The sequence below is a fragment of the Frigoribacterium sp. Leaf415 genome (genome assembly GCF_001424645.1).
In the GTDB taxonomy this organism is placed as follows: Bacteria; Actinomycetota; Actinomycetes; order Actinomycetales; family Microbacteriaceae; genus Frigoribacterium.
On record NZ_LMQR01000001.1, the window covers coordinates 2,521,512 to 2,537,769 of the forward strand.

Here is a 16,258-nt window from a genome sequence, read left to right on the forward strand (position 1 = left end):
CTTCGTGAAAACTTACGCGGTCGCACCACGTCGCCTTGGGAAGGCCGGCCCCGCGCCGTATGTGACGCCCGGACCGCGTGAGGCGCTCGACGTTTTGACCAGGACACCCCTCGCGATCAGATCCGCGAGCACCCGCGATACCTGTCGATTGTCCAGATCGAACATGATCTTCAACATCCGGGCATTGATCGTCGACGTCTCTCGAACGAGATCGATGACCTTTCGATCCGTCTGATCCAGCGTCCGCCTCTTGTAGACGACGGCGGGACCGAGAAGCACCAAGGGGCGTTCCCGAAGTCGGTAGTTGGGTTCTCGATTGCTTGCCGTCTCGCGGGTGGGCTCGAGAATGCCGACATCGTCCCGCGCAAGCCTGGCCAGGACGGATTGAGCCTCTGCCGAGCTCGCCTTCTGCATGATCGGCTGCATCTCGGCGGCAGAGAGCGTGCGCTTGGTCAGAAGGTGCAGAAGAACGAGCATGGTGTCCGCGTCGTCAGCTTCATGGCTGGGGAGGGTCGCGACGAAACTGGCCATGTTGGTGTTGGGGGCACCACCGACGAGAGAGACTTGGACGTTGTGGGTCGTCGCCAGGAACACGGGCGGTTGGTGGCCCAAGCGTGTCATCTCCGCATACATGCGATCCACACCGGAACCAGCCGTCTCGGCCAGGTCCAACATCCTCAGAGCCTGTGCAAGCTGCGGATTCCGTGACCGCGACGAAGTCGTGAGGATGTTCGTCGGTGTGACGCCGCTGACCAGTGCGCCCGGCGAGGTCACGGAGAGCTGCGTCTGGGCATGCTCGATCGTCACGCGATCCTGAACTCGATAGTCCCTGTGCATGGCTGCATTCACGATGGCTTCTCGAACGGCGGCCTCCGGCAAGTCCGCCAGGTGAAGCTGCTGACCTTTTCCGACGGAGACAGGCGTGGTCTCGAGACGAGCTGAGATGAGGTCGAATGCTCGCTCCACGGCGACCACGAGGGGGCCATCGAGCTGCTCGTTCGCAGAGAGTCGACCGGCAGGCGTCCTCCGGAATGAGTACGACATGAGTGCTGCTCCACCGGGCGGGCCGACGAACAGCAAGACCCCGGCATTCGTCAGGTACCCCTTGGAATCGACGACCCCAAGGCGCCTGAGCAGGGCGAGCTCGTCGAGGTCAGCCAGTCGCCTCTTGGAAGGGTCCACTGCACGCGAGGCCATGCGACGCGCCACAGCGATGGCCTGCGGGTCGGCGGCTGAGGGCGCGACGCTCGTGCCCACCGCTGACCAGTCCACTCCACTACGTTCGTCGACTATCGCGGCGATCCGCCGCGTGTCCATGGGCCAACATGACTCCCCGACCCTCTCGGTCGGCAGTTTGCTCTTCACCGAATGGACGGCCACGCCTTGCGGAACCCGGATGACCAGGACAGAGCCGGCCGCGTGTTGCAGCTCGAAGACGTCGACCATCAGGGCGGGGGTCGTGATCTCGTAGATGCGGGACCGGGTCTTCACCGGGTCGAGGTCGTGACCCACGAACGCCTCTGGGCCAGCCCCGTCGTCTCTGACCCCTACCAGGACGTAGCCCCCCTCAGCGTTTGCAAAACATGCAGCAGCTTCAGCCAGATTGTCGAGTGTGTCCGAGAGCGATCGTCCCTGCACCTTGAAATCCACGTGTTGGTTCTCGACGCTGTTGGCGACTGCACCGTCCGCGACCTTGTCGAGAGCTTGGATCGCAATCTCCATCATTTACCTCCAGTTTTCACGTGAGTGAAATACCAGGGTAAGTGAAAACTTTCGAAAAACCACACGCGGACCCTAGGCTCTCGCCTGAACCGACCCGCGCCTCCTTCGCTCGGCCCTACCGCGCCCCGGCGCTCATGACGTACGCCATCGCGTAGGCCCGCGAGTTGCCGTCGTCGATGCCCGTCTCGGGCAGGTCGGCGAGCGCCGTCAGAGCCGCTGCGGCCTGGTCGGGCCCCTGCAGCGCCGAGTACATCAGCACGTAGTCGCCCAGGGGCGTGGCGAAGCCGGACGCGCTCGCCTCGGCGACGACGGCGGCGATCTGCTCGGTCCCGCCCGCCGCCGACGACGTCAGGTACGACACCGAGGACGGGCTGAGCGGGATCAGCTGGATGCCGGCGATCGCCGACGGCTCCGCCGAGAACCACGTGCCGTAGTCGCGCTTGCCGCCCCAGGTGAGCGACACGATCTCGTGGTCGTAGCCGGTGGACGTCGGGCCGGTCAGGTCGGGGTTCAGCCAGTAGGCCAGCGCCGACGAGGCCTCGGCGCTGAGCATCCAGGACGCCTCGTCGCCGAGCGCGTCGTCGCCCGTGGCCGCGGCCCAGAGCGACAGGCCGGCGTAGGCGGTGACCGCCTCGGACGACGACTCCTGGTTGTTGCCGTCGGCGAACGGAGAGTAGCCCGAGGCCCAGCTGTGCGACCAGTAGGGGTCGAACGCCCGCCGGTCGGGGAACGACCCGTTGTCGGCGCCCGAGGCGATGTCGGCCGCGAGCAGGTTCATCACGGGGCTCCACCGCTCGGCCAGCTCGGGGTCGTCGGCCGCGACGACGCCGGCGGCGTAGAGGAAGTAGCCGTAGTGGAAGTAGTGGTCGTTGAACTCGTCCGAGCCGAACGAGGCCACCTTGCCGACGACGCCCTTCACCGCGGGGTCGTAGACGAAGCACTCCTGCTCGCGGGTCTCGCAGCCCGAGGGGTCGGTCCAGGTGTCGAGGCGGTCGACGAGGGAGGTGCGGAGGGTGTCGGCCGACGCGTCGTCGCCGAGCTGCCGGGCGAGCTGCAACAGCATCGCCGACCGGTACAGCGCCTTGCCACCGAAGTAGGTGTCCGCCGCGGGGGCCTCCGTCGCCGCGACGTCGGCCTCGACCTGGTCCTCGAGCTGTCGCCTCTGGTCGTCGCTCAGCCCCGCGAGGTCGAGCTCGGTCGAGGCCGTCGTGACCGGGGCGTCGAACGACAGCGTCGAACCGATCGACAACGGGACGGTGCCGTAGATCGTGTCGTAGCTCAGCCCGGTGCCGTCGCCCGTCGCCGCGTCGCCCATGTGCGGGGCCGACACGAGCAGGGTGTCTCCCCCGGCGGCGGTCTCGTAGCCGAGCTCGGTGGTCGACACGGTCGACGACCCGGACCCGGAGGCGCGGTGCGCGGTGGTCACCGACTCCAGCGGCGAGGCGGCCGCGTCGAGCACCGTCCGCACCTGGTCGTCGGTGGCTCCGTCGGGCAGCGGCACGAGCACGACCGAGCCGCCCTCGTCGAGCCGGACCGCCGTGCCGTCGAGGCTGCCGCCCGTGACGGCCACGCCCCACGTCGTGTTGCCGACCGTCAGCGTGCCGCGGCCCTCGCCGACGGTGGTCACGGCCGTGCCGAGGGTGTCGGTCTGCGCGGTCGCGGCGGTATACGAGACGAGCGGCGAGCCCTCGGCGACGGTCGTGTGACCGAGCACCGTGTCGCCGTCGAGGTGCGCGATCGTCACCGAGACGTCGTCGTAGCCGCTGACCTCGGTCGACGAGGCCCCGACGTCGAGGGTGACGTCGGGCAGGGCGGGCGACACGATCGCCTTCTCGGAGGCCACCGGCACCGGCAGACCCGTCGCGAAGCCGGCCTCCGTCAGCTGGAACGAGATCGGGAAGGGGAACACGGGCGTCGGCTCGTCGCCGAACACGAGCCCCGAGAACCAGGTGTTGGTCGGCGGGACGAGCCCGTCGGCGAGGCGCATGGTCGGCACGTCACCGACCGACTCATGCGGCAGGGCGGCCACGAGGGGGTCGACCTGCGAGGCGGGGAACACGTCGCCTCCGGCGTCGGGCCGACCCGTGGTGTCGCCGTCCGTGCCCGAGCCGTCGGTGCACCCGGCCAGCACGAGCACGCCGGCCGTGCCGAGGGCGACGCCCGCGACCACGCGGCGGAGGGTCGGGAGGCGCGGGTCGCGTCGGGTCTCGCCCCGCGCCTCCTGAAGGTGACGGGCCGGCCCGGAACCGATCGGTGATCCCGAACGATCCCGTCGGTCGGACCGACCCGTCGTCTTGCTCCGTGCGCCGGGGATCGTCAGACCCCGATCTGGCGCAGGAAGTCCTGCATGGTGTCCACCGGACCCGCGAGGATGCCGTCGTCGCGGAGGTGCATGGTCGCCTCGACCGGCGTGCCGCTCGCGACGAGGCCGTTGTAGGCCCCCTCGCTCAGCTGGTCGCTGACCACGCGGACGGTGGCCGCGGCCGCGCCGTCCTTGGTCTGCACGCTGACCAGGTCGACGCTGCCCTCGACGACCTGCTGGTTCGGCAGCATGACGTCGACGGTCGCGCCGTCCTGGATGCGCTCGTAGTCGCGGGGCGTGAGCGTGAAGTCGGCGTCCACGAAGAGCGTGCCGGCCTTCTCGATCGTCGCGACGGACGTCCCCGAGCCGAGGAACCCGCCCTCGCGGACGTCGAGCTGCGACAGCGTGCCGTCGACGGTGGCCATGAAGGTGATCGTGCCGTCGTCGGCCACCGTGTAGGCGTCCGTGTCGGGGACGACCACGTCGTCGGCGAGGTCCTTCTGCAGCGAGGGGCTCTGGAGCGAGAAGAGGACGTCGCCCTTCGAGACCCGGTCGCCGACCTCGGCGTCGGTCGAGGTGACCGTGCCGCTGTAGTCGGTGCCGACGGAGAAGTCCTGGCTCGCGATGGCCGCACTGGTGCTGATGACCTGCGCCTGCCGTTGCGTGAAGATGACGGTGAAGACGGCCACGAGGGCGATCACCACGAGGATGCCCACGGTCATCTTGATCCTGTTTCCCCAGGTCATGAGACCACCTTCTCTCGGTCGTTCGTGTCGTGTCGGTCGGGTCCGGTCGCCGTTCCGGCGTGCTGCGCCTCGTCGGCGCGGTGCTCGTCGGCGCGGTGCTCGTCGGCGTGCTGCTCGTCGGCGACGGCCAGCCGGGCCTCGAGCAGGTGACGGCGTTCGTCGTCGCGCCGCCGTTGCTCGAGTCGCTGCTCGGCCGACAGTTCGAGGAACTCGTCGTGGCTGCGGGGCAGCGGTCGGGCCACCTGGGTGCGGAGGGTCTGCACGGCCACGGGGCCGGTGGTGACGGGACCGGCGACGGTCGTGCGAGCGCTCGATCCCGAGCGGGCCGCCCGCTTGATCGACCCGGCCTCACGCAGGGCCGCCAGCAGGAACGCCGAGAGCACGGCGGTGTTGATCAGGTTCCACACCGTGGCCAGGGTGAGCACCCGGTTGTCCCAGTCGCGCCAGATCGCCACGAGGGACGTGAGCGACAGGAAGAGCCAGAACAGCACCTGGGGGACGAGCACGTTGAACGGACTCGACGCCTTGCCTCCGCCGGTAACGTGCCAGGCGGTGTCCTTGCCGCTCAGCACGTTCCACAACGCCTTGACGTAGATCGGGAACGAGACGGAGGCGAGCATCAGGACCTCCCAGCGGAACGATCCGAGCGTGAAGAACGCCAGCGCGATCTGCAGCAGGTAGAAACCCGAGTAGAAGAGCAACCACTGCAGCACCGAGATGTGCAGGTTCATCGGCCGCAGGTCGAAGAAGATCTCCATCGGCGGCACCATGATCAGCAGCAGCGGGGCGATGCCCGTCAGGTAGTGGGTCGCCGTCAGCGTGTACTGGAAGCGCTGGTCCATCGTCAGGGTGCGGCGCGGGCTCAGCGGGTTGTGCCGGAAGAGGATCTCGAAGCCACCGGTCGCCCAGCGCAGCTGCTGCTTGCTGTAGGCCTCGATGGTCTCGGGGGCGTCGCCGATCGCCAGCGTCATCGGGATGTAGATCGACCGCCACCCGGCCTCGTGCAGGAACAGGCTCGTCCAGACGTCCTCGGACTTCGAGTCGGTGTCGATGCCGCCGACCTCGTCGATCGCCGCACGGCGGAAGATGACGTTGGTGCCCACGCAGAACGCCGCGTTGAAGCGGTTGCGGCCGGGCTGGATGTACCGGTAGAAGACGGCCTGCATGTAGCCCGCGCCGCGGCTGACGATGCTGACGAGGTTGCCGTACGACTGCGGGGTCTGGACGAAGGCCACCTTCTCGTCGATGAAGAAGGGCACGGTCTCGTGCAGGAACATCGGCTTGGGCACGAAGTCCGCGTCGAAGATGGCGAAGTAGTCGCCCTTCGCCACCGAGAGGGCGTAGTTGACGTTGCCCGCCTTCGCGCCGTGGCTGGTCAGCCGGCGGATGTAGCGGGCACCGAGCGTCGCGGCGAGGTCCTTGACCTCGTCGCTGCGACCGTCGTCCAGCACCCAGGTGCGGTGCGCGCCCTGCATCGCGACGGCGGCCTGGACGGTCATCGCGATCTTCGAGAGCTCCTCGCCGTAGACCGTCACGAAGACGTCCACGACCACGGTCTTCCCGTCGACGACGATCGGCCACAGGTGCGGCTGGTCGCGGACGCCGAGCCGGTCGATGGCGTCCTCGTCGTAGAGCGTGTCCTGCGTCGAGTGGAAGTCGAAGTCGCGGGGGTTCTGACCCCCCGAGAGGATCGTCCACATCGCGAGCAGCGCCTGCAGGACCAGGACGGCCTCGGCGATGATGACGGCGACGTAGGGCAGCAGGTCGCCCCGGTTCGCGGGGTTCAACAGGAACTGCCCGTACAGCAGGATGCCCATGGTGCAGGCGAGGACGAGCAGCACCATGAAGGGCGAGTGGGCACGTCCCTCGGTGCGCGAGACGACCGACGCGTGGTGGTCGCTCGTGATGCGGGTGGAGGGGCGTGCACGCGACCCGCGCACCTCGTCGTGGTGTGCCAGGCGCCTCAGTTCGCTGCGCGAGCGAGGCGTCAGGGCGGAGCCGGTGTCGGGTGCCGTGGTGTCGGGTGCAGCGGTGTCGGGTCGGTTTTCGGCGTCGCTGTCGCGGACGCGCATGGTTCGGGACATGCGTGTTCTCTCCGGGTTCGGGTCTGAGAGACGACCGGACGCCGGCGGCGGTGGGGAACCGCCGTCGGACGTCCGGAGGGGCGTCGGCGACAGCGGCGACTCGAGGTGACGCGCCGGGGTGGGCGGCGGTCGGGTGGGAGCCAGGGGCTCCCGTTTCGGGTCCGTCGACTGCGAGTGGTTCGGGCCACTCGATCGACGGGCTCGCCTCCGGTGTGGGCCTTTCGGGGGACCGTTCCGGGGACGTGTCGAAACAGTACAGGGTCGTTCGAGGCCCTTCGCGACACCCGTTCGGGGGGTACGCCCCCTCGAACGGGTCACAGCCCGCCTGGACAGCGGGGAGGTGACACCCGTTGTGCGCGCACGCTCACCCGTCTCACCCCGTCCGGGGGGTGCGTCGGGCGTGTCCCGGGCTCAGGCGGTCAGGTCGGCCAGCCAGCCGGCGAGGAACTCGGCGCCGGCCTCGTCGTGGATCGCGCCCGTGGCGCTCGTCAACACGGGGTAGGGCGTCGCGGGGACGCCGTCGGCGGGCCGGACGTCGACGTGGGCGACCGCGTGACCCTGCGCGTGCAGCCAATCGGCCATGGCGTAGTCGCTGCGCGAGTCGCCGACCGTGCGCCAGGCGAGCGGGGGCTCGCCGTCGGCCGCCAGCAGCTCGAGCGCCCGCTCGGCACCGAGGTCCTTCCCGAGCCGCACCGACTCGATGTCGGTCGAGATGATCGTCGGGTCGACGCGCCACTGCACGGCGCCGGACGCGTCCGGCCGCACGTCGTCGAGTCGGCGCACGCCGAACCCGCGGCGGACCAGCGCCTGCATCGCCTTCTCGTCGAGGTCGCGTTGCCGGGCCAGGTAGGTCGACGACTCGACGCTCGTGAGCTGCTCGATCGAGACCATCGCGTGCTTGGTCGTGTCGTAGAAGACCAGGTCGGCGAACTCGTCGGCGACGAGCGCCTGCATCTCGGCACCGAAGTCGGCGGGCATGGCGAGCGACGAGTCGACCTCGATCGGGCCGATGCCGTCGGCACCGTGCTCGGGGCCGATCGTGAACCAGACGGCACCCTTCTCGCAGACGCCGTGCACACGGGACCCCTCGGGCAGGCCGGCCGCGAGCAACGGACCGACGACCTCGTCGCGGATGAAGGCGTCCGAGCGCCCGGTGTTGAAGACGATCGGGACGCCGAGGGCGGCGAGCGCCACGAGGTCGCGTGTGATCTCGGGCAGCGCGATGCTGCGGGTCACGGGGCTGGCGATCGGGCCGTCGACGTCGAGGAGCAGGCCGAGGCGGGGTGCGGTGGAGGAGGTCACCGGACCATCCTCGCAGCAGGGGGACGCAGGAGGCGCGGGCCGGCCCGCTCGGTCGACCCGCGCCTGCTGCGCCTCGCGTCGTCGACTACGGGGAGGTCGGCAGCGACGGCACGGTCTGGGCGAACTCGACGAGAGCCGAGAGGAAGACCGAGAACACGACCACGAGCGTGACGACGTACACCACGATGTAGAGCCAGAGCGGGGCGAGGCCGCCACCGGTGCGGCGCTTGACGACGACCGAGCGGCCGATGACGTAGACGACCGTCAAGAACGCCCACGGCCACGGGAACGGCTTGACGACGCCCCGGGCCACGAGGGCTCGGTGGTCGAGCCAGGCGAGGACGACCGTCAGCGCGTAGGCGAGGATGCCGATGCCCATGTAGGCCAGGTAGCCCGGCGTGAAGGGCGACTGGTAGACGCCCGGGGTGAACGTGGCGGTGCGCTCGAGGTAGTCGGGGATGTCCCAGAGGGCCAGGCCGATCAGCTGCACGAGGGGCAGGACGACGAGCACCCAGATGAACGGGGTCGAGGTGTTGACACCGGGGTTGGTGCCCTTGAGCGGGTCGGAGTACCCGCCGGGGCCGGGGTAGGGCTGTTGCTGGGGCTGCTGCGGGTGCTGGCCCTGGTACTGCGCCGGGTGCTGCGAGTGCTGGGGGTTCTGCGGGTGCTGGGGGTTCTGCCAGGGCTGCTGGCCGGGGGCGTCGCTCACGGTGTCTCCGTCGTCGTCGTGGGTGGGCAGGTCGGGTCGTCGTCGCGCGTCGGGCCGCTCTCCGGCAGCGTAGTGCGGGGGCTCGACTCGACGCCGGCTCGGGTTTCCACCTGTGGACGGACCTGTGAGGGCACCCCGGGTGGGAGGATGGTCGGAACCCCTCGACAGGAGAACACCCGTGGCGTCGCTCCCCCTTTCCGTCATCACCGCACTCGAGGCTTTCGCCGCGCCCGATCGCAAGCAGTCCGTGCACGACCTCGCCGTCGACCCGGCCGGCCCCGAAGAGCAGGCCCTCGCCGACCTGACCGGCTCGGTCGAGTGGGTCGACATGGCCGTCGCGCACCCGCTGGGCCCCGACCGCAGCGACCCCGAGGGCATGCGTCGTCTGCTCCAGGCGATGGGCGCCGAGGGTCGCTGCGCCGTCCTGTCGGCCTCGGGCTCCGAGGACGACCGCGACCTCGGTGGCGCGCTCGACGGCGTGCTGCAGCAAGAGGGCGGCGCGCTCGTCGTCTGCCGTCCCGGCCCGCTGGCCTTCCTGGTCACCGGCAGGGGCGACCGCTGGTTGCTCAGCGACCGCGAGATCCCCGAGCTGACCGGCCCGATCGGCATCGTCACGCCGTAGCCGGCGGCACCGGCGTCAGCCGCGGCGGATCGGGTCGCCCGTCGTCAGCTGCCAGATCGCGACTCCGTGCAGCCCCTTCGTCTCGGCCAGGTCGGCGCGGGCGGTGATCGAGCGTCCGTCCGACCACCAGAGGGTCGAGCCGTCACCGGGCGACGCCGTGTACTCGGCCTGCTCGGCGTCCCACGAACCGGTGGACTGCGCTCCGGTGCGGGCCTCGGCGACCGACACCGCGCCTCCTGCGGTGCCCTCGCCCGTCCAGCGGTAGCCGTACCCCGCCACGCCGAGGTCGAGGCGGTCGGCCGGGACGAACTCGAGCGCGGCGTCGAGCACCTCGCCGACCCAGGGCAGGCCTCCGACGGGCCCGGGTTCGCTGAAGCCGGTGCCGTGCTGGTCGTAGGCCATGAGCACGAACCGGTCGACCGAGTCGGACAGGGCGGCGAGGTCGTAGCCGAGGTCTTCGTACCCCGCCGGGTCGGTGCTGGGCTGCACGGCCATCGAGATCGTGGCGTCGTCGGGCAGGGCGTCGCGCAGCTCGGCGGCGAAGTCGACCAGCCCCGGGGCGTCCGCGGCCGAGAGCGACTCGAAGTCGATCTGGACGCCGTCCCAGCCGCCGTTGACGACTTCTCCGGTGAGGCCCGACACGACGAACTCCCGGTTGGCCCGGCTCGACAACAGCTGTGTCGCGAGCTCGCCGCTGAAGCCGTCCTGGCCGGCGTTGACGACCAGCAGCTCGGCCTTCTTGCCCGCCGACTGGGCGGCCTCGCGCAGCGTGTTCGCGGACTCGTCGCTCGGGGCGACGCCGGCCCCGCCGGTCGTGATGGCGACGCCCGAGACGCCCACCGTGTCGACGGCGGCCTCGCTGCGGTCGAACGCCTCGACCGCGGCCGTCGTCGCGTCGGGCGAGGCGATGGCGTACCCCTCGACCGCGAGCCCTGCCGGGATCTTCGCCTGCGGCGCGACCGTCGGGTTGTTCCCGTCCGCCGAGCACGAGGTCAGCGTGACCGCGAGCGAGGCGGCGAGCAGGAGGGCGGCGGTGCCGGTGGTCAGGGTGCGCACCGTGCCATCATCGCCGATCCGGCACGGCGATGCGGGGCGTGCTTGGCTCGTCGCATGGCAGACGACGACCGACAGCAGACCTGGGACGAGTTCCACGACGACGTGAACATGACGGCCTCGACGCTGCGCGACTGGCTCGACACGGACGAGTCGCGCGAGGTGGGGCAGAAGGACGGCGGCGAGTCCGTCGGGCACGAGAGCGGTCGGCACATCGTGCGCATCCTCGAGAAGAAGAAGGCCGACCTGACCGACGCCGACTGGCAGCACATGGAGAAGGTGCACGGCTATGTCGCCCGCCACTCGAAGCAGCGGCCCTCGGGCGACGTCACCGACACGAAGTGGCGCTGGTCGCTGATGAACTGGGGGCACGACCCGCTGGCCTGACCGGCAGAGGCCCGACCGGCAGCGACCTGACGCGCGGACGGACCGACCGGCAGACTGGGCCCATGAAGACCGCACTCGTCACCGGGGGCTCGCGGGGCATCGGCCTCGCCGTCGTCCGCGACCTCGCCCGCACCCACCATGTGATCGTCCACGGCCGGGACGAGGAGGCGCTGCGGGCGATCACCGCCGACCTCCCGTCCGCGACGGCGTGGGCCGCCGACCTCTCGGGCCCGGCGCTCACGGCGCCGTCGCTCGACGAGCTCGACGTGCTGGTCCACGCGGCCGGCGTGATCGGCGGCCGGGCCCTCGCCGACACCGGGCGTGACGACTGGCGTCGTGTGTTCGAGGTCAACGTGTTCGCCGTGGCCGAGGTGACCCGGCAGCTGCTGCCGGCACTGCGGGCGGCGCAGGGCACGGTCGTCTCGATCAACAGCGGCTCGGGGTTCACGGCCGGGCCGAACGGCAGCACCTACGCGGCGAGCAAGTTCGCGCTGCGGGCGCTGACCGACGCCCTGCGCGAGGAGGAACGCCCACACGGCGTCCGGGTCAGCTCGGTGCACCCGGGCCGCGTCGACACCGACATGCAGCGAGAGCTGGTCACGGCCGAGGGCGGCACGTACGACACGTCGCTCTACCTCGAGCCGCAGTCCGTCGCCGACGCCGTGCGGCTCGTGGTCGACCTGCCGCACGGGGCCACCGCCGAGGTCGTCTCGGTGCGCCCCACCCGCCGCGCCTGACCTGCCGGGCGCGACCTGCCAGGGATCTCGTCAGCCGTTGCGCAACAGTGGCGCCGTGCCGAACCCGACCTCGGCGGCCGCCGCCGGGCCCGATCTTCGTGCCGAACCCGACCTCGAGCGGCCTGACGAGCCACCCCGCCACGAGATGTCGGCGTGTCGCCGCGTCGTGGTCGCGAATTGCACGCCGATGGACGCGCGGGTCGGGTCAGGAGGCGCGGGTCGGGTCAGGAGGCGCGGGTCGGGTCAGGAGGCGCGGCTCGGGGCCTCGGCCGCGCCTGGCCCGGTGACGGCCAGTCGGGCGACCCGGCGGTTGTGCCATGCGATCTGCCCGCACTGGGCAGCGGCCACGGCCAGGAAGACGACGACGGTGGAGAAGCCGAGGTCGGTGGTCTCGCGGATGCCGAAGACACCGAGCAGCGTCACCCCCGTGCCGAGTCCGCGACCCCACCGGGGGCCGACAGGGGTGTGCGGGGACTGCCGCCACCACGGGAACCGGTGGTCACCGGCGGCGGCGAGCTCTCGCGCCGTCGCGTTGGTCGACAGGGCGACACCGAAGACGAGCACCACGAGCCACAACAGCAACCACATGTTGACGAGGCTAGGGGCAGGGAGGCGACCCGCGCCTCCCCCGCCTTACCGAGATGTCACGACTCGCCGCTCATCTTCGAAGGTGAGCGGCACGTCGTGACATCTCGGCGACCCGGGTGGGCGGGTCAGCTGTAGTCGTGGCCCGAGACGCCGAGGGAGCGGTAGACGTACTCGCCGCCTTCGCTGGCGTCGTCGTCGAGCTCCCACATGAGGTCTTCGCCGTCGGAGGCCCCGGGGCGGGTGACGCTCTTCTGCGGCAGGCCGTCGATGAGGGTGAGTTCTTCGGTGGTGGTCTCGTCGTGGCCGACGAAGCGGGCGGTGTAGGTCTGGTCGCTCATGCCCGCACGCTACGCCGCCCTGCTCCGGGCACGGCCGCGACCGACCCACTACCGTGCACGGCATGAGCGAGAAGAAGGCCCCCGAACCGGCGACCCTGTTGATGCTGGGGGCGAGCGGGGACCTCGCCGCGCGCCTCCTGATCCCCGGCCTGGGCGGCCTCTTGTCACTCGAGCCGCCGCGCCGCGTGCAGCTGATCGGCGCCGGCGTCGAGGAGTACACCGACGCCGAGTGGAAGGCGCGCGTGAAGACGTCGTTCGACAGCGTCCAGGCGAGCGGCCCCGCGGTCGACGCGCTGCTCGAGTCGACCAGGTACATCACGGCCGACGTGACCGGGGTCGACGGGCTCCGCAGCCTCGTCGAGGCGTGCGACGCGCCTCCGTCCATCTATTTCGCCCTGCCGCCCGCCATCACCGAGAAGGCCTGCACGGCCCTGCGTAAGGTCGACCTGCCCGAGGGCACGTCCCTCGCCCTCGAGAAGCCGTTCGGCACCGACCTCGCCAGCGCGAAGAAGTTGAACCGGGAGGTGTTGAAGCTCGTGCCCGAGGACCAGGTGCACCGCGTCGACCACTTCCTGGGCCGTTCGACCGTGCTCAACCTGCTCGGTCTGCGCTTCGCGAACCGCCTGATCGAGCCCATGCTCAACAACCAACACGTCGAGAGCATCGAGATCGTCTACGACGAAGAGCTCGGCCTCGAGAACCGCGCCCGCTACTACGACCACGCCGGCGCCATGGTCGACATGATCCAGAGCCACCTGCTGCAGGTCATGGCCGTGCTGACGATGAACGCCCCCGCGACGCTCGGCCCCGCCGACCTGCGCGACGAGAAGGAGTTGGTGCTGCGCGCCACCCACGTCTGGGACGACGACGCGGTCGCGAACACCCGCCGCGCCCGTTACGGCAAGGGCGAGGTCGACGGCCGCACCCTGCCCGCCTACGTCGACGAGGACGGCGTCGATCCGTCGCTCGAGACCGAGACGCTGGCCGAGGTCGTCGTCGAGGTGGCGAACTGGCGCTGGGCCGGCGTGCCGATCCTGCTGCGGTCGGGCAAGGCCCTGGCGTCGCGTCGCCGCGAGATCGTCATCACCTTCCGCCCGCCGACCCACGTGCCGAAGGAGTTCGTCGGCGGCGGCACCCCCGACCGCCTCCGCATCGCGATATCGCCCGACGAGATGTCGCTCGAACTGAACGTCAACGGGCCGGGCGACTCGTACGACCTGTCCCGCGCCTCCTTGCACGCCGACTTCGGCGCGGCCGACCTGACGGCTTACGGCGAGGTGCTCGAGGGCATCCTCGACGACGACCCGACGCTCTCGGTGCGCGGCGACTCGGCGGAAGAGGGCTGGCGCATCGTCGCCCCCGTCGTCGAGGCCTGGACGTCCGGCGAGGTCGCCATCGACGAGTACCCGGCGGGGTCGGCCGGGCCGGAGTCCTGGCCCGCGGGCGTGCACCAGAACGAGCCCGCCGTCCGGGCCCGCGAGGGTGCGAAGCTGGCGCACCGCGAGGACTGAGGCGCGGCGCCGGGAGGGCGCTCGCCGCCGGGCCGCCCCGCTGCCCCGCCACCCGCCACCCGCCACCCGCCACCCGCCACCCGCCACCCGCCACCCGCCACGAAGTAAACAACGCGCCACGCAATCGTGTGGCGGTTTGTTCACTTCGTGGCGGGGTGGGGCTGACCCAGGGCCGGCAGGGCCGGCGCGAGCGCAGGAGGCGCGGTGCCGGCGGGCGGTCAGCCGAGGCTGACGAAGGTGCTCACGTCGTCGCGCGGCAGGACGTCGGCGACGGCCCCGACCTGCATCCCCGCGACCGTGACCCGTCCGCCGTGGCTCGAGAGGAACGCCGTGTCGGAGGCGTCCCGACCGGTCGCGATGCGCAGCAACGTCTGCCGAGGGGCCAGCCCGGTGGCGTCGACCACGTGCCAGGCACCGTCGACGAAGGCCTCGGCCACGGCGTGGAAGTCCATCGGCGACAGACCCGGGGCGTAGACGCTGACCAGCCGCGCGGGCACGTCGAGCCCGCGCAACAGGGCGATCACGAGGTGGGCGTAGTCGCGGCAGACGCCCTGCCGGTCGAGCAGGGTCTGCACGGCGCCGTCGGTCGGTGCGCTGGCCCCGGGCACGTAGGCGAGGTGCGAACCGACCCACGTCGCGACCGCGGCGAGCAGTTCGCGCCCTTCGAGCCCGCCGAACTCGGCGCGGGCGGTGGGGCTGAGCGTGTCGGACTCGCAGTAGCGGCTCGGGCGGCGGTAGCGCACGAGGTCCAAGTCGTCGACGGCGGGTTCGTCGAGGCGTCCGTCGACGACGACCCGGTAGTCCACGGTGACCCGCCCGGCCCCGACCTCGCACAGGTGGAGGAGGGTGCCGTGGTGGTCGTGCAGCTCGCGGACCTCGAGGGGCGCGCCGTGCTGGGTGACGGCCAGCGCCTCCTCGGTGATGCGGGCGGTGTCGGCCGTGCCGGCCGCCGGTCCCGTGCCGGTCGCCGGTCCTGTGCCGGTCGGGGCGTAGGCGCGGGAGGCGGCGATCGACAGGACGAACTCGGCGGGGCCGTCGACGTCGAACTCGAGCCGGGCGGACGCGGTGCGCTTCATGACGAGAGGGTGGCACGTCCGTGAGTCGGGCGTGTTTCGGGGTGTGCCGTGAAGCGGCTGCGACCCTGCTGGGACCGCCGCTCGATGTCGGTGGTGCCGGGTTGGATGAACGCATGCCCTCGTACCGCGTCACGCTCACCGTCGGCACCCTGCGACCCGGGGTGCGGCCCGACTCCGTGCTGCCCGCGGCCGCCGCGAGTGCGGCGGGGCTGACCACGGTCGAGGCGAGCGACGTCACGCTGGTGCGAGGCGAGCCGCGGCTGGTCGTGCGCTACGAGTGCGCCGCCGACGAGCCCGCGCACCGCATCGGGGCCGTCGTCGAGGCCACCGTCGGCGAGCTCGCCGACGTCGTGCAGGGCCGGGTGACGCGTCGCGACGGCGGGGCGTGGACGCTGGTCGGCGCGGTCTGACGCGTTCACCTCGAGGTCGAGGCCGTTCGCAGTCTCCGGCCGGCATCACGGCCGCGCCGCCTCGGAGCACAACGCACCGCACTCGCGCGAAACGGACGTCACGAACCCGGTTATCCACAGGCCGACATTTTTCATTGAGAAGACCAAATATTAATGCTTTTCTGGATGGGTCGAGCACCTGCTCACCCCTCCAGAAAGGCACCGCATGAAGATCCTCTCCCGTCTCGCCACCGGCACTCTCGCATTGGCCCTGATGGCGACCGGCACGACGGCGGCGAACGCAGAAACACTGCCCGCGCCTGAATCAACAGTCGTCGAGTCCGGCTCAGTGGCGGTCCAGCCCGGTACAGCAGGGACGACCACGAGCGACCACAGCAGAGGCTTCGTGGTCGAGTCGTCCTGGACCTACGGCACGAAGCCCCGCCTGTACTCGAACTATTTCCACCGCAGCAGGTGGCACGGGTCGTCGGTGAAGACGGCCGCTGGCCGCATCACGCAGAGTGCGAACACGAGCCCGGGCCAGTGGTCGTACGCCTACGGCACCGCCACCCCGAATCGAGTGGACTACGCGTACTACCGCATCACGAGTTGAGCTGCGTGGCGCGTCCTGCCCCGGCGTGACGCGCCACCGCTCTCGCCTCCGCCCCGACCTCCCCGTCAGGAAGCCTCGA

The 16,258-nt window shown here is 70.8% G+C and carries 16 protein-coding genes; 6 read left to right on the forward strand and 10 right to left on the reverse strand.

What is annotated here, in order from left to right; all coding sequences use genetic code 11:
* Positions 1-12: 12 nt before the first annotated feature.
* From ASG28_RS11660 to ASG28_RS11685, 6 genes are all read right to left on the reverse strand, one after another.
* On the reverse strand, positions 13-1,725 hold the full coding sequence (locus ASG28_RS11660; protein ID WP_055975274.1) for an ATP-binding protein: 1,713 nt from the start codon (positions 1,723-1,725) through the stop codon (positions 13-15).
* A gap of 112 nt (positions 1,726-1,837) precedes the next feature.
* Complete coding sequence (locus ASG28_RS11665; protein WP_055975278.1) at positions 1,838-3,892, reverse strand: glycosyl hydrolase; 2,055 nt, start codon at positions 3,890-3,892, stop codon at positions 1,838-1,840.
* 146 nt (positions 3,893-4,038) lie between these two features.
* On the reverse strand, positions 4,039-4,770 hold the full coding sequence (locus ASG28_RS11670; RefSeq protein ID WP_054145227.1) for an efflux RND transporter periplasmic adaptor subunit: 732 nt from the start codon (positions 4,768-4,770) through the stop codon (positions 4,039-4,041).
* Positions 4,767-6,854 (reverse strand): glycosyltransferase family 2 protein, encoded by a 2,088-nt coding sequence (locus tag ASG28_RS11675; RefSeq protein ID WP_055975282.1) that lies wholly within the window; start codon positions 6,852-6,854, stop codon positions 4,767-4,769. The genes ASG28_RS11670 and ASG28_RS11675 overlap by 4 nt, the downstream gene beginning before the upstream one ends.
* Before the next feature lie 411 nt (positions 6,855-7,265).
* Complete coding sequence (locus ASG28_RS11680) at positions 7,266-8,156, reverse strand: hypothetical protein (protein WP_055975285.1); 891 nt, start codon at positions 8,154-8,156, stop codon at positions 7,266-7,268.
* A gap of 85 nt (positions 8,157-8,241) precedes the next feature.
* Positions 8,242-8,865, reverse strand: a complete 624-nt coding sequence (locus ASG28_RS11685) for a hypothetical protein (RefSeq protein ID WP_055975288.1) — start codon at positions 8,863-8,865, stop codon at positions 8,242-8,244.
* A 178-nt stretch (positions 8,866-9,043) separates the two neighbouring features.
* On the opposite strand from ASG28_RS11685, the gene ASG28_RS11690 reads away from it, so the two are divergent.
* The gene (locus ASG28_RS11690; RefSeq protein ID WP_055975291.1) at positions 9,044-9,487 is read left to right on the forward strand and encodes a hypothetical protein; all 444 of its coding nucleotides are present in this window, start codon (positions 9,044-9,046) and stop codon (positions 9,485-9,487) included.
* A gap of 15 nt (positions 9,488-9,502) precedes the next feature.
* Here ASG28_RS11690 and ASG28_RS11695 read toward each other — a convergent pair whose 3' ends face one another.
* Positions 9,503-10,543 carry a glycosyl hydrolase family 18 protein gene (locus tag ASG28_RS11695; protein WP_055975294.1) on the reverse strand — a complete coding sequence of 347 codons (1,041 nt, stop codon included), beginning with the start codon at positions 10,541-10,543 and terminating at the stop codon, positions 9,503-9,505.
* A 54-nt stretch (positions 10,544-10,597) separates the two neighbouring features.
* On the opposite strand from ASG28_RS11695, the gene ASG28_RS11700 reads away from it, so the two are divergent.
* Together ASG28_RS11700 and ASG28_RS11705 are read left to right on the forward strand one after the other, a co-directional pair.
* Positions 10,598-10,927: a DUF3140 domain-containing protein gene (locus ASG28_RS11700; protein WP_055975298.1), complete on the forward strand. Its 330-nt coding sequence runs from the start codon at positions 10,598-10,600 to the stop codon at positions 10,925-10,927.
* 62 nt (positions 10,928-10,989) lie between these two features.
* A complete protein-coding gene (locus tag ASG28_RS11705) occupies positions 10,990-11,664 on the forward strand; it encodes an SDR family oxidoreductase (protein WP_055975301.1) in 675 nt (224 codons plus the stop codon).
* A gap of 243 nt (positions 11,665-11,907) precedes the next feature.
* Here the strand turns inward: ASG28_RS11705 and ASG28_RS11710 are convergent, their stop codons facing one another.
* Together ASG28_RS11710 and ASG28_RS11715 are read right to left on the reverse strand one after the other, a co-directional pair.
* Complete coding sequence (locus tag ASG28_RS11710) at positions 11,908-12,252, reverse strand: hypothetical protein (RefSeq protein WP_055975303.1); 345 nt, start codon at positions 12,250-12,252, stop codon at positions 11,908-11,910.
* 125 nt (positions 12,253-12,377) lie between these two features.
* Positions 12,378-12,590: a hypothetical protein gene (locus ASG28_RS11715; RefSeq protein WP_043596779.1), complete on the reverse strand. Its 213-nt coding sequence runs from the start codon at positions 12,588-12,590 to the stop codon at positions 12,378-12,380.
* A 62-nt stretch (positions 12,591-12,652) separates the two neighbouring features.
* Between ASG28_RS11715 and ASG28_RS11720 the strand changes: the two genes are divergently transcribed.
* Entirely contained in the window at positions 12,653-14,101 is a 1,449-nt protein-coding gene (locus ASG28_RS11720) for a glucose-6-phosphate dehydrogenase (RefSeq protein WP_157485708.1), read from the forward strand.
* A 218-nt stretch (positions 14,102-14,319) separates the two neighbouring features.
* Here ASG28_RS11720 and ASG28_RS11725 read toward each other — a convergent pair whose 3' ends face one another.
* On the reverse strand, positions 14,320-15,177 hold the full coding sequence (locus ASG28_RS11725; RefSeq protein WP_055975306.1) for a transglutaminase-like domain-containing protein: 858 nt from the start codon (positions 15,175-15,177) through the stop codon (positions 14,320-14,322).
* Positions 15,178-15,290: 113 nt separating this feature from the next.
* Here ASG28_RS11725 and ASG28_RS11730 point away from each other — a divergent pair, with 113 nt between their 5' ends.
* Complete coding sequence (locus ASG28_RS11730; protein ID WP_043596776.1) at positions 15,291-15,587, forward strand: hypothetical protein; 297 nt, start codon at positions 15,291-15,293, stop codon at positions 15,585-15,587.
* 205 nt (positions 15,588-15,792) lie between these two features.
* Positions 15,793-16,179, forward strand: coding sequence for a lactococcin 972 family bacteriocin (locus ASG28_RS16115; protein WP_082454605.1), 387 nt, complete (start codon positions 15,793-15,795; stop codon positions 16,177-16,179).
* Positions 16,180-16,258 lie beyond the last annotated feature (79 nt).